Consider the following 13,287-nt stretch of genomic DNA (forward strand, 5'->3'; position numbering starts at 1 on the left):
TGGGGTGAGGTTTTGAGAATTTATGCAATAAATATATTGAATTCGGGTGGTCGTTCATTGAATTCAAGCAGTGGTTAAGGTGGGGTAAAACCCAGATTCAAAGAACAACGTAGAGACTTGTGTGTACATCGTAGCCCGCTCTTCGGGAGGGGAGACAAAGCGTAGCTTTGGCTCTTTGGGGTTCTTAGGGTTTTATAAGTAATCAAGCGGACATGATATTACACCCTCACCTGCTGCCCAGAGCTACATTGACCGCATTCGGGAAATTTCTGCTAGTGAACCAGCCTTATAGCTAGGTCATGCCTACACTCGCTACATGGGCGATCTATCTGGGGGTCAAATGCTACAAAAAGTTGCTTAGTCAACCCTGAAGCTTTCTAGCTATGAAGGCACATCCTTTTACAACTTTGAGCAAATTCCTGACAAAAAGGCATTTAAGGATAAGTATCGTTAGGCATTAAATGCATTGCCTGTTGATGATATAACAGCAGAACGGATTGTTGCAGAAGCTAATAATGCCTTTGGGTTCAATTTAAAGATGGCTCAAGAGTTAGAGGGAAGTTTAATTAAAGCACTCGGTCAAATTTTCTTTAATAGCTTAAGTCATTTGTCATTTGTCATTTGTCGTCATTGCTTATTTCCCTCTTGCTCTCTACTCCCGACTCCCCTCATTCATTGGAAAGCAACTCAATGGTTTTTCTATTACCTGGTGTCAAGTTTGATCTGAATCTGATTCAAAAGTACGATACTCGCGCACCTAGATATACCAGTTACCCGCCCGCTACAGAGTTAAGCGAAACATTCACTGAAACTGATTTTAAGGCCGCGATCGCCGCCTCGAATGAACGCAAAACTCCTATGAGTTTATATTTTCATATCCCCTTTTGCCAAAGTGCTTGCTACTTCTGCGGCTGTAATACGGTAATTTCCAACAACAAGAATATTGCTAAACCTTACGTGGAGCATTTGGTTCAAGATATTAAAAACACCGCAGCTTTAATCGATCCAGATAGAAAAGTACTGCAAATCCACTGGGGAGGTGGTACTCCTAATTACTTAGAGCATCACCAAGTAGAATTTTTATGGAAAAACATCAATCGCTATTTCAACATCGATCCCCAAGCAGAAATCTCAATTGAGATTAATCCCCGCTATATCGATAAAAACTACATTTTTTTTCTGAGAGAGATTGGATTTAACCGCATTAGTTTTGGCATTCAGGATTTTAATCGCCAAGTTCAAGTAGCTGTAAATCGTGTCCAGCCAGAAGAAATGCTCTTTGATGTCATGAGTTGGAGCAAAGAAGCTAAGTTTGAAAGTGTGAATGTAGACCTAATTTATGGTTTACCCTATCAAACTCGCGAGACATTTCAAAAGACCCTGAAAAAAACGATTGAATTAGATCCCGATCGAATTGTCGTCTTTAACTTCGCTTATGTGCCGTGGCTAAAACCGACGCAAAAAAATATTCCTCAAGAAGCGCTACCTCCAGCAGAGGAAAAGTTAGAGATTCTGAAAATGACTATTGAAGAATTGACAAATAACCAATATCTATTTATCGGGATGGATCATTTTGCTAAAACTAATGACGAATTAGCGATCGCTCAACGTAATGGTACTCTCAAACGCAATTTTCAGGGCTACACTACCCACGCCGAAACAGAATTATTTGGTTTTGGTGCAACATCCATCAGTATGTTAAAAGATGCTTATGCCCAAAATCACAAGGAGTTAAAGGATTATTATCAGGCATTGGCAGCAGGTAGTTTACCTGTTAGTAAAGGTATCAAACTTACTCAGAATGACATTATTAGACAGGATGTGATTATGGGTATTATGTCGCACTTTCAACTTTATAAGCAAGATATTGAAAACAAATATCATATTAGTTTTGATAAATATTTCTCTGAGGAACTAGAGGCGTTAAAACCACTAGAAGCCGATGGTCTAGTCAGTTTATCAAAAAATAAAATCCAGATTACAGACATCGGCAGATTACTAGTAAGAAACATTGTCGTCATATTTGATACTTACACAAAAACGCGAGAGACAAAGTTCTCCCGCGCTATTTGATATCGCTTCTGCAAATCTTTACCACATATTATCCTCTCAATCTACCTTAAAAATAAAATTTGAGGGGATCTTATTAAAATTATAGTAATCCGATTTTATTTTTGAACTTATTTGCGTGGTGCATGAATTTTAGCGCAAACGTGATAGGCAGTCAAAAGGCAGTTTCAATAAACTTGTTAAATAAAAAATGTCCAAAAAGCTTGATTAATTATTGATATAGATAAGTAATGATGAATTATAACGTAATTATTCAAAGATTTTATGAATAAATATTTTTAATATATCCCCAAAAAGTTAGATACCAACTTTATGTCTGAAGATAGAGATAAAAAAGAATAAATGGATTAGTCACTTAATATTTATTTTTGCAAAAAATAATTACATCTGTGATGATATGTTTTTAATAACTTCTAACTTAAATGTGCAAAAAATTGCGGTTTATATTAAAATGTAAAAATGGCAATTATCATCTAATTTTGATGTAAATCATTTTGTATAACTTTTGGATTTATGATTTACCCCATCTGGTAGAAAGAAATTGGAATTAGAGTTGATAACTTAGATATAAGTGAGACTGTTGAGGCGGTTATGAGTATTATTGCTTGGATAGTTTGAGGGCTTTTGGCAGGTGCGATTGCTAAAGCTATTTATCCTGGCTATCAAGGTGGTGAAATTCTCTCCACAATGATTTTGGGTATCATTGGTGCTTTTGTCGGTGGAAGTATGTTTACCTTGCTAGGAACAGGAACTCTGCAAATTACTTCGGCTGGCGCTGGTTTAATCCCTGGTATTTTAGTAGCTGTGCTTGGTGCAATTGTTATTATTTATATATGGGGATTAATCAGAAGAAGCAGGAATGCATAATCGTTGATTAGCAGTTATCAATACTCACATAAACACTGTATTTTATCAGTCTTTTAGTTCACCAATTTGAGAAGCTATTCTATTAAAGATAAAATTAGCTCTTACTGGAAAAAACTAAAAGAAAATAAAATAGCCGATCCTTTCTGTAACACTATAACTTTGGGAAGTGTAAATCTATGTTTTTTCACAAGAAAGAGCTTATTCATTCAGTTAACATTAGTGAACCAAACCCTCGTTTTGCTCAGTTACTTTTAGAGCAGTTTGGCGGAGCTACTGGAGAACTTAGTGCAGCACTTCAATATTGGGTTCAATCATTTCATGTCGAAAATCCTGGCATTAAAGACATGCTCCAAGACATTGCCATCGAGGAATTCGGCCATTTAGAAATGGTTGGGAAGCTCATCGAAGGTCATACCAAAAATGTTGATCAAACAGAGGCTTATAAAAGTACTCTCTTTGCAATTCGGGGGGTTGGGCCTCATTTTCTAGATAGTCAAGGTAATGCTTGGACTGCAAATTACTTGAATGAAGGTGGAGATGTAGTGCGTGATTTAAGAGCTAACCTTGCAGCCGAAGCTGGCGCTCGTCAGACTTACGAAGAATTGATTAAGTTGGCAACCGATAAAGGAACCCAAGAGACTTTAGTCCATCTGTTAACACGAGAAATTTCTCATACCCAGATGTTTATGAAAGCTCTAGATTCGCTAGGTAAGTTGACAGATCCATTCTTTGGTAATGTTAAGCCAGATGAAACTGTTGCTCTCTACTACAACCTATCTACAGACGGAAATGGTAAAGATGAGCGTGGCCCTTGGAATTCTGAGCCAACATTCAAATACGTTGCTAATCCATTAGAAAGCCGCTCTTAATTGTATAAGTGGTTGCAATTAGAGTATAGGTTGATTTTGAGCAAAGAGATTTTGGGGAATTTTGAAAAACTCCCAATCATCTTCTGAGTAAACAGCCCACCTTATTTAGCAATTTTCGAGTTGTTTAGCTACATCTAGTAAGCAAAAAATAATTCCCGACTTTTCTAAGAAGTCGGGATTTTTAGCTGAGTATTTGGCTATTACATTCAATTGAAAATAGCTATAGTTTTAAATATCCAGCGACACTGAAAAAGTTAGAGCGATCGCTTCTTCAAGTTCTACCCCGATATTTCTGACTCCAGAAATTAATTCAACTCAAAATCAAAACTCAGAATCAGGAGATTGACTTGTGATTGTCAACGCTACGCCAACTGGTTGGGAAGTGATTTATCATCGTGCCCATGCTTTATTAGCTGCTCAACTGGCTGGACAATGGCAACGTAAAGATGCGCCAGTCAGGTTATATGAAACAATAGCTGCAATTTCCCATCACGATGACTTAGAAAAAGAGTGGGAAGAAGATATTCTGACTAAAGCGGGTGCGCCAAAGGACTTCACCCTTGAGTCAAATGCCAATGTAGATGCTAGTGTCGATAAATTGGCTAATTTGGCAAAGAATGCCCTTTACCGTGGACGATGGGTGGCTCTATTAATTTCGATGCACATCAGCCGTTTAAATGAGCCAAGCCGGGGTAAGTCTTCAAAATTCGACAAACTTTTAGATGAGCAACTTCAAAACCAGCAACATTGGCGTAAAGAACTGGGCATCAAAAAAGAGGAAGTTGATGCAGCCTATGCATTTATGCAATGGTGCGATCGCCTTTCGCTTATTCTCTGTCAGCAAGAACTACCTGACGATGAAAGGTTTTTAGAAATTAGCAAGGGACCTGAAGGTGAGCGCTATGACATCATGCAGCGCAGTGATAACTATGGTTGTTGTCAAACCCTGGCCCTTCCAATACGATAAATTCACGGTCAACATCGAAGCCTGCGACCTCTCCCAGGTTAAATTTGAGAGCAGCGCTGAGTTAACTCAAGCACTACAAGAAGCCCCCATCAAGGTACTAGAGTGGATATTCATTAAGAGTTAGATGCATAAAGCTTACAGCTATTTAGCTGAAAATAGCTGTAAGAAACTAGGTTATGCGATCGCAATCTTCTATCAAATCCCTACTACTGCAAGGCGGAAGTCAAAAGTCAAAAGTCAAAAGTCAAAAGTCAAAATAATTGTATTCCAAGCTCTTGCGCCATTTGAAATGGTATGTTTATTTACACCAAGCTGTACTACTTATATTTTTGCAATGGTGATTTCAGTAACGACTATTGGAGAGAGTCATATTGTGGATATAACCCAAGCTACAAAGACACAATAAGTACCGATCGCATTTAGTGCCAAGGTTGTGAGGTCAGTTTTAATTATTCTAACTTTTATCTAAAGATGTACTTTTAAGGCAGATTATTATTACTTATGATAGTTCCTTTAAATCATGCCGATCGGTAAAAGTAAATATACTTAACAACTGAGGTTCAAAGCATGGACTCAACAGGTAAGGTTCAAACTGTGGACTCGTCCTGGTCTCTTCCATTGCTATTGAAAGAGTATGCAATGAGCCGAGTAACTGTCTACTTTTATAGCGACAGATGGGTTCCTATTAAATATTGTTCTTTGGAAAAGGCAATTTTGCTTCACCACAAGGCAAGTTTAGAAGGCAAGGAAATTTTGTTATTTCCTACTAATATAGACCCTAATCAATTCTCAAACTCTTTTAACTAAAATGCATTGAGGTAGACTATTTTTCAAACATCTTGGCAACAAATTAATCAGCTATAGAGGCGTACATATATATGTACGCCTCTACTTGTAAATGGGAGTAAAAGGGACTGGGGATTAGGGATTGGGTTGCATTTGTGTTCTAAACCAACCCAGAACGCAGTGCTACAACTGCTGCTTGCACGCGATCGTCCACTGCTAATTTATTCATAATCCCTCGGACGTGAGTTTTGATGGTGTTGGGACTGAGATAGAGTTTTTCGGCAATCTCTGGGTTACTCAATCCGTCTACCATCAACTTTAAGACTTCTAACTCGCGCCCAGATAAGTTGGCGGTGTTAGTGGTGGGTGAAGGCGGTTTGAGATTATCAATTACTCGCCGTGCAATTTGAGGATCGAGATAGGCTGCACCATCGACTGCGGCTGCGATCGCACTTAACAATCGTTCCACACTAGCACCTTTGATACAATATGCATCGGCTCCGCTAGATAGTGCTGCAATAATTTCTGTCTCCGTTTGATGAGATGTCAGCATCACCACATGAGTTGCTGGCAGCGCCGCCTTAATTTGCTGTGTTGCGGCAATACCATCCAATCGCGGCAATCCAATATCCATAACCACCAAATCAGGTTTCAGTTGCAGTGCGGCTTGAACTCCTAAATAACCATCTTCAGCTTGTCCAACAATCTCCAACTGAGGATGAGCCATTAATGATTGTTCTAATCCCAATTGCATCATCGGATCGTCTTCAACAATTAACACGCGCAAGGGCGGAGCATTGACGGGTAAATTTAAGGGATAGCGAGTATCTAAAGACATTTTTATTAATTAAGAGTCATTTGTCATTTGTCCTTTGTCCTTTGTTATTTGCTTGGCAATGACTAATGACCAATGACAAATGACCAATATATTATTCTTCCACGCGATAGCCTAACTCTGCTAAACTAATCCGCGACTGTCGCCATTTTGGTTGGACTTTCACAAATAATTCTAGATAAACTTTGCCAGCGATTAATTTTTGAATTTGTTCGCGAGCTTCACTACCAATTGCTTTGAGCATCGCTCCACCTTTGCCAATGAGTATACCTTTTTGGGAATCACGCTCGACGTTGATGGTAGCAAGTACACGGGTAATGCTGGGAGTTTCTTCTACTAAATCAATTGCGATCGCAACTGAATGGGGTACTTCTTCACGAGTTAATAATAAAATTTGTTCTCGGATTAATTCACCCATAATAAAGCGTTCTGGCTGGTCAGTTACTAAGTCTGGAGGATAATATAATGGGCCAATTTCTAAATGTTTAATTAATAATTCTTGAAGTTGCGGTAATCCGGTAGTAGTCTTGGCAGAAAATTTCACGAATTCCCATTCATGGGACTGGGCCATCTGAGCGTAGCTATCATCTAGAAACTGCGAATCAGCAGGTTGTTGGTCGGTTTTGTTAGCGCCCAGAATTACTGGTGTTTTGCTGCGACTAAGCAATTCGGCAATATAGCGATCGCCCGAGCCACATGCCACAGATCCATCTACCACAAATAACACTACATCTACCGATTCAATGGCAATTTTGGCATTTTGCACCAATACTTCACCCAATTGATGATGGGGCTTATGAATTCCTGGCGTATCTACAAATATTAACTGTGCTTCTGGTGTAGTTAATACACCGCGCAAACGGTTACGTGTAGTTTGTGCTACTGGTGATGTAATAGCAATTTTTTGTCCGACTAACTGATTCATCAAAGTAGATTTACCGACATTTGGACGACCAACAATGCCGATAAAACCTGATTTGAATTCAGGAGAAGCTTGGGGAATTGTTACTTCTCCTGAAAAAGAGAAAGTGTAATTTTCAATACTAGTCACCTTTGGCTCCACCCTCATATTTTATAGCTGGGATAACTTGGTTTTTTCTTAGACACAAAATAGGCATAAAATTACCCTGGCATTTTTAGGGATTGCTTTTGCCGAGGTTTAATCTACTACTGGCTTTACACTTATATTTTACAGCTGAGATAACCTTAGTTGTAGTATTCAGGAGTCAGAATTCAGTAGTCAGAATCTTAAAAAAATTAAACTCCAAGTTTACCTCATTTCATCAGTAATCATACCAAACCTAGATAAATTCTGACTTCTGGCTCAAGAGTTGCTGAATTTTTAGACTTTGTTTTGTTTTTAGATACAAAAGAAACATAAAATTACTTTGGCATTAATAGGGAAAACTTTTGCTTAGGTTTAATCTACTGCTAACTTTGGCTTAAGTTTCATCGACTATTTAATATATACATTTGGATCAAAATGTCAATAAAAAATGTGGGAGAACCCAAACGCATAGGAATTCTTACGAGTGGAGGTGATTGTTCTGGCTTAAATGCTGTGATTAGGGCTGTAGTAAATTGTGCTGTCAATACTTATGGCTGGGAGGTTTTGGGAATTCGTCAAGCGACTCTAGGATTAATGGCGCGTCCGCCAGAATTCACCAAGCTGGAAGTCGATAGAGTTGACTCGTTGTTAACTGCGGGTGGCACAATGTTGGGGACAACCAATAAAGGCGACCCTTTTGCTTTTCCGATGGCGGATGGAAGTTTATGCGATCGCTCCGAAGAAATTATTGCAGGTTATCATCAATTAGGTTTAGACGCTTTGATTGGTATCGGCGGCGATGGTAGCTTGGCAATTTTGCGTCGCCTTGCTCAACAAGGTGGTATTAATTTGGTAGGTATTCCCAAAACCATTGATAACGATATTGGCGTTACCGAACACGCCATCGGTTTTGATACAGCAGTAAATATTGCCACAGAAGCGTTAGATCGGTTACATTTTACCGCTGCAAGTCATAGCCGAGTTATGATTTTGGAAGTAATGGGGCGTGATGCTGGACACATAGCAATAGCTGCGGGAATTGCGGGGGGAGCAAATGTAATTTTAATTCCCGAAATACCTTATACAGTTGAACACATTTGCCACAAAATCAAAGAACGCCAAGATAAAGGCAAAAACTATTGTTTGATTATTGTTTCGGAAGCAGTTCGTACCCAAGGCGGCGAAAATGTGACGATTACCAATCGCTTAGGTCAATCTCGATACGGGGGAATTGGCGAATATTTAGCCGATGAAATTATTCAACACATCGGTGTAGAAACGCGAGTCACAGTTTTAGGACACATTCAACGGGGTGGGACTGCTTCACCACTAGATAGATTAGTTGCAACAGCCTTTGGCGTAGCAGCAGTTAATCTAATTGCCGAAGAGCGATATGATCGCATGGTGACATGGCAAAATCGCCAAGTATTAAGTGTACCAATTACAGAAGCGATCGCTCAATATAGCGCTGTCGATCCCAATGGTACTTTAGTTAAAACTGCTCGTGGTATGAGTATTTATTTAGGAGACTGAATTCAGTGCTGAATGCGGAGTTTAGCCCTGGCGAATCCCATGAGAATAACTGTAAACCTAATTCTCTACTTTCATTTAAACGGATTCACAATTTCTAATTAACCAGGTAATACTAACCCATCCTGCATATCTACCGAATAGAGAATTGTTGCTTCTGCGGACAGCGCACAAGCAACAATTAAACCATCCAAAGGTATAAGGGGGAAACGCTTGCAAAAAAACTCCTAACTAATAACTCCCAAGACAAATTCACCTTCATTTACAGCTTGATTTGTTGCGACATCATAAACTAATCCATCATGTTGAGCGTAGACATCAATTACACTAGGTAACTTACCTTCTTTATTAAAACTGAGAATTTGATACAATTTTTCTCCCGCTCTTACAAAACTACCTAACGCTATTCTCGATTGAATCATCCCACCTGCGATCGCATAATATTTTTTCCGGTTGCTGCTAGATGCAAAAGTCATTTCATGGGTTTTTGTGTCATTCGATAAATTAGGACTTTGCAGTACACCTTTTTGCACTAAATAATTTTTTACACCCCTTACACCTTTAGCAACTGAATCAGGGTTCATTTGCATTCCCGTTCCCAATTCCAGTGTCCAAGCTTCCACATCAAACTTGATTTCTCTATCAAACTCTTGAAAACAAGCTTCTAATGCTAACCAAGGTTTGATAAAAGCTTCATCAAAAGCATCACCATCGTATTTATCAAGTAAAATTCCAAAATCGAGTAGGAAGTATTTTGCACTGTCTTCTCGATTTCGGAAGTAATAAAGGTAGTCTAACGCTTGATTGGTAGAACTATGTAAATCAATTAAGTAGTCTGCATCTAAACTCAGATTTTGTAGCTTATAGCCAAAAAGCTCAGTGTATGGCACTGCACTAGGAGAATTAATTTTTTCTAAAATTTTCGCAAATTGCTGCTTAATTATAGTTAGATAATTTTGTCGAACGACCTTTAGATCGATATGAAGTTGAGATTTAGTAAAAGCTACTAAATCATCAGCTTCTTTCTCGTAATCCCAAAATATGCGATTCCAGTCTTTGGCTTCGTAAACGCAATATCGTCCAGGGGAAAAATGATGAGCGCGTTCATTCGTCCCCATTGGATTACAAACGGGAACTAACCAAATTTCTCCAGTTAAATCTGTATCATTTATTGATAAGAAAAACTCAATTAGCTGGTGAATAACGGCATTACCAGCGATTTCTGCACCGTGCAGATTAGATTGAATGTAAACCTTTTTACCAGGTTGAGCGCCGATGAATTTGTATAGTTGTAAGGACAGGCGATCGCCTGAAGCCATTTGACGTAATAGAATGCTTTCAATAACTGGCTGCATGAAATAACTCGGTGATGATTTGAGTAAATTATCGCTGGATATGTACTGAATTAAAAGCCTAGCCCAATAGAATTTGCTGATTTCATTTGCGTAATCAGCTAACCTCTGTGTGAATGACTAGGATAAGGTAGCATCACATTAACTAGTGTTGGCGGTAGCTATGGCGCAGAATTGGTTGCGGATTACGCATCAAGACGACAAAATCCAACTTTCTTGGCAACGCGGATATGAAAGTCCTCGTTTTGCGTCAGAAGTCGGCTTCCAGCAACCCTTCAATAAAGAAAACGCGGCTGAGTTGCGCTGGTATTTAGAAGATTATCTGAAGTTCCCTTACGGTATTTTTCCAGATAACGCTGTAAAAATTGAACAAAAATTACAGCAGTGGGGACAACAGCTATTTGAACTAGTATTTCGCAGCACAGAGAAAGGACGAGAGTTTTTTCAGGAAGCGACACGGGAAGGGCTAGATAACTGTGAACTAGGCATCATTTCCGATAACGCCGAAGTGCTGAATTTGCCTTGGGAGTTGCTGTATTCCCCCGATTATCAATTTCTTGCACCTTCACTGGCGGGGATGTATCGCAGTCTCAGCAGTCAGGGCGTAAAAGCACCATTGCCAGCAATGCCCAATGACCAACTGAATATTTTACTAGTTATTGCCCGTCCTGACGATGAGCAAGACGTTGGGTTTAAAACCATTGCCCGTCCACTGCTGGCGGCGTTGCAACCGATCGACAACGAGTCAATCTTAAGGTATTGCGTCCCCCTAGCTTGAAAGAGTTTGAAGCAGAACTGCAAGCGAATAAGGGTTTTTATCATATCGTCCATTTTGATGGACATGGGAATTTTGACAGCGAAACACAGGGAGTTTTAGTCTTTGAGGATGAACAAGGAAATGAGCAAGCTGTCAGCGCTAGAGAAATTGCCCAATATTTAACAGATTGCCGCGTGCCGATTTTTGTACTGAATGCTTGCAAGTCTGGACAAGTAGGCGAAGAAGCTTTTTCTTCTGTGGCGGGACAGTTGGTGAAATTGGGGGCTAAGGGTGTGGTAGCGATGGCGTATTCAGTTTACGCCAAAGGTGCAGAACACTTTATTGGGCGGTTGTATGGGGAATTAGTCAGGGGAGAGTGTATCGCCACAGCAGTTGCAGCAGGGCGTAAGTCCATGTCTATTGACAAAATGCGCCCCAGTCCCAAAGGAAATTTACCTTTACAAGATTGGTTAGTGCCGGTGTTGTATCAGCAGGAACCCTATACGCCTTTTGTTCCTCAAAAGACAGCACCCAGTTTTGCTGATTTAATGGCGCAAGCAGACAACACTCCAGAAAGTAGCAAAGCTGTAGGTTTACCTGATGAAAGTGCTTATGGTTTTATTGGGCGGGATTATGAGATTTTGCGTTTAGAGAGAGCATTTCGGCAAAATCATCTGGTGCTAGTGCAGGGAATGGGCGGTGTTGGTAAAACTGAGTTAGCCGCAGGTTTCGCCAGATGGTTGGATGACACTCAAGGACGTACAGGCGGTATATTCTTCACTTCTTTTGAACAAGGTGCGGGGTTGAGTCAGGTAATTAACCAAATTGGTAGGGCGTTGGGTGGTGAGAGATTTTCCCAAATGATGTCAGAACAGCAAGATGCTGTGGTGCGGCAATATCTGCAAACTAATCCTTGCTTGTTGATTTGGGATAACTTTGAACCTGTCAACGGTTTCCCTACGGGGAATGAACCATTATTGAGTGGGGAAGAGAGAAACAAGCTGAAGCGGTTTCTTAAGGAATTGCGGAGTGGTAAATCTTGGGTATTAATTACCAGTCGCCACGAAGAATCTTGGCTTGATTGTGGGTATAGTTTAATCAATTTGCGGGGGTTGTCTCAAGCGGATGCCCAAGAGTTAGCCGCGAAGATTTTGCAAACGGTGGGTGTGGAGAGAAAGAACCTGCCAGCAGAGTATTTGGAATTGCTGAAATTGCTGGGAGGACATCCCTTATCTTTGCGGGTGATCTTACCGCACTTAAAGACACAGACACCCGTGCAGTTAATTGAGGCGTTGCGGCGGGGGTTGGATACTTTTAGGGGACAAGAGGAAGAAGGGAGAGAAAAATCTCTTACTGTGTCGTTGGATTATTCTTTTGCTAAGTTGTCGGAACGTACACGTCAGCATTTACCATTTTTGGCGCTGTTTTCTGAACGAGTTAATGCATATTGGCTGCATAGTTTTTCAAAAAATCCTGATAATAGCTTTGGACAAGCTTATCGGGCGGTGTTTGGGGATAACTTGCAAAAACCAGATTGGTTAAAAATTCTCAATGAAGCAGCCGCCGCAGGTATTTTGGAATATTTGGGTGAGACTATCTACAAAATTCACCCAGCACTACCTTGGTATTTGCGCCAACAGTTAAACACAATTACTTTCCAGGAGGTAAGTAACGAACTCGAAAAAAAGTTGCTGATTTTCTACGCTTATTTGGCTGACAACTACCGTAAGCAACTTATCAGCAACGCAGAACTAGCAACTTTTGTGCTGCGAGTCGAAAAACCAAATCTGTTGCAAAACTTGCGCCTTGCCGAACATCAGCAGGAATGGGCTGAAGCACGAGCAATTCTGCAAGCCTTGGGAGATGTATATGAACGCATAGAGCGCAAACCCGAATTTAAATCACTGCGACAACGGGCGCTAAATCAAATAGGCATTCACTTGGTAAATGCCAAAGCAAAGGGTAAAGATGCTCTGAATTTCTGGATATATCTGCGGGTTGAAGATGCTAATGAAGCGGCTCAAAGTGCTGATTTGGAAGGGGCAGGGAAAGTCTATCAAGAAATTCTGGATGAACTCATAGCTGTAAATGACTCCTCAGTGAATGACAAAATTGCTGTTTGTTATCATAATCTAGGCAATATTGCCCAAAAGCAACGGCAGTTTGATGTGGCAGTTGATTATTACAACAAGGCGCTGAAGATATA

Annotated in this window: 10 protein-coding genes and 2 pseudogenes; 9 read left to right on the forward strand and 3 right to left on the reverse strand. The window is 40.1% G+C overall.

The window, feature by feature from the left end; translation table 11 throughout:
* Positions 1-217: 217 nt before the first annotated feature.
* From ACFE93_RS09595 to ACFE93_RS09620, 6 genes and pseudogenes are all read left to right on the forward strand, one after another.
* Positions 218-604: pseudogene (locus ACFE93_RS09595) on the forward strand (heme oxygenase (biliverdin-producing)); the annotation flags it as partial.
* Between the two features lie 86 nt (positions 605-690).
* Entirely contained in the window at positions 691-2,073 is a 1,383-nt protein-coding gene (gene hemN / locus ACFE93_RS09600) for an oxygen-independent coproporphyrinogen III oxidase (protein WP_375473081.1), read from the forward strand.
* Positions 2,074-2,694: 621 nt separating this feature from the next.
* Positions 2,695-2,937 (forward strand): GlsB/YeaQ/YmgE family stress response membrane protein, encoded by a 243-nt coding sequence (locus tag ACFE93_RS09605; RefSeq protein ID WP_375473082.1) that lies wholly within the window; start codon positions 2,695-2,697, stop codon positions 2,935-2,937.
* Between the two features lie 176 nt (positions 2,938-3,113).
* Positions 3,114-3,806, forward strand: coding sequence for a manganese catalase family protein (locus tag ACFE93_RS09610; protein ID WP_375473083.1), 693 nt, complete (start codon positions 3,114-3,116; stop codon positions 3,804-3,806).
* Positions 3,807-4,155: 349 nt separating this feature from the next.
* A pseudogene (locus ACFE93_RS09615) lies at positions 4,156-4,897 on the forward strand (DUF3891 family protein).
* Entirely contained in the window at positions 4,898-5,179 is a 282-nt protein-coding gene (locus tag ACFE93_RS09620) for a hypothetical protein (protein WP_375473084.1), read from the forward strand.
* A gap of 540 nt (positions 5,180-5,719) precedes the next feature.
* Here the strand turns inward: ACFE93_RS09620 and ACFE93_RS09625 are convergent.
* Together ACFE93_RS09625 and era are read right to left on the reverse strand one after the other, a co-directional pair.
* Complete coding sequence (locus ACFE93_RS09625; protein WP_104908984.1) at positions 5,720-6,397, reverse strand: response regulator transcription factor; 678 nt, start codon at positions 6,395-6,397, stop codon at positions 5,720-5,722.
* Between the two features lie 91 nt (positions 6,398-6,488).
* Positions 6,489-7,463, reverse strand: a complete 975-nt coding sequence (gene era, locus ACFE93_RS09630) for a GTPase Era (protein ID WP_375473085.1) — start codon at positions 7,461-7,463, stop codon at positions 6,489-6,491.
* Between the two features lie 429 nt (positions 7,464-7,892).
* Here era and ACFE93_RS09635 point away from each other — a divergent pair, with 429 nt between their 5' ends.
* Positions 7,893-8,975 (forward strand): ATP-dependent 6-phosphofructokinase, encoded by a 1,083-nt coding sequence (locus ACFE93_RS09635; protein WP_375473135.1) that lies wholly within the window; start codon positions 7,893-7,895, stop codon positions 8,973-8,975.
* Between the two features lie 224 nt (positions 8,976-9,199).
* Here ACFE93_RS09635 and ACFE93_RS09640 read toward each other — a convergent pair whose 3' ends face one another.
* Positions 9,200-10,327: a succinylglutamate desuccinylase/aspartoacylase family protein gene (locus ACFE93_RS09640; protein ID WP_375473086.1), complete on the reverse strand. Its 1,128-nt coding sequence runs from the start codon at positions 10,325-10,327 to the stop codon at positions 9,200-9,202.
* Positions 10,328-10,487: 160 nt separating this feature from the next.
* Here ACFE93_RS09640 and ACFE93_RS09645 point away from each other — a divergent pair, with 160 nt between their 5' ends.
* Positions 10,488-11,102 (forward strand): hypothetical protein, encoded by a 615-nt coding sequence (locus ACFE93_RS09645; protein ID WP_375473087.1) that lies wholly within the window; start codon positions 10,488-10,490, stop codon positions 11,100-11,102.
* Positions 11,084-13,287: CHAT domain-containing protein (locus tag ACFE93_RS09650; RefSeq protein ID WP_375473088.1), on the forward strand; the 2,204-nt coding region annotated here is incomplete at its 3' end. The genes ACFE93_RS09645 and ACFE93_RS09650, both read left to right, overlap by 19 nt.

Origin of the sequence: uncultured Nostoc sp., from assembly GCF_964247315.1 — a bacterium.
In the GTDB taxonomy this organism is placed as follows: Bacteria; Cyanobacteriota; Cyanobacteriia; order Cyanobacteriales; family Nostocaceae; genus Nostoc.

What these genes read in the sequence shown, in the direction of transcription:
- hemN (WP_375473081.1), top strand. Translation starts at nt 691, where the DNA reads ATGGTTTTTCTATTACCTGGTGTCAAGTTTGATCTGAATCTGATTCAA.
- ACFE93_RS09610 (WP_375473083.1), top strand. Translation starts at nt 3,114, where the DNA reads ATGTTTTTTCACAAGAAAGAGCTTATTCATTCAGTTAACATTAGTGAA.
- ACFE93_RS09620 (WP_375473084.1), top strand. Translation starts at nt 4,898, where the DNA reads ATGCATAAAGCTTACAGCTATTTAGCTGAAAATAGCTGTAAGAAACTA.
- ACFE93_RS09625 (WP_104908984.1), bottom strand. Translation starts at nt 6,397, where the DNA reads ATGTCTTTAGATACTCGCTATCCCTTAAATTTACCCGTCAATGCTCCG.
- era (WP_375473085.1), bottom strand. Translation starts at nt 7,463, where the DNA reads ATGAGGGTGGAGCCAAAGGTGACTAGTATTGAAAATTACACTTTCTCT.
- ACFE93_RS09640 (WP_375473086.1), bottom strand. Translation starts at nt 10,327, where the DNA reads ATGCAGCCAGTTATTGAAAGCATTCTATTACGTCAAATGGCTTCAGGC.
- ACFE93_RS09645 (WP_375473087.1), top strand. Translation starts at nt 10,488, where the DNA reads ATGGCGCAGAATTGGTTGCGGATTACGCATCAAGACGACAAAATCCAA.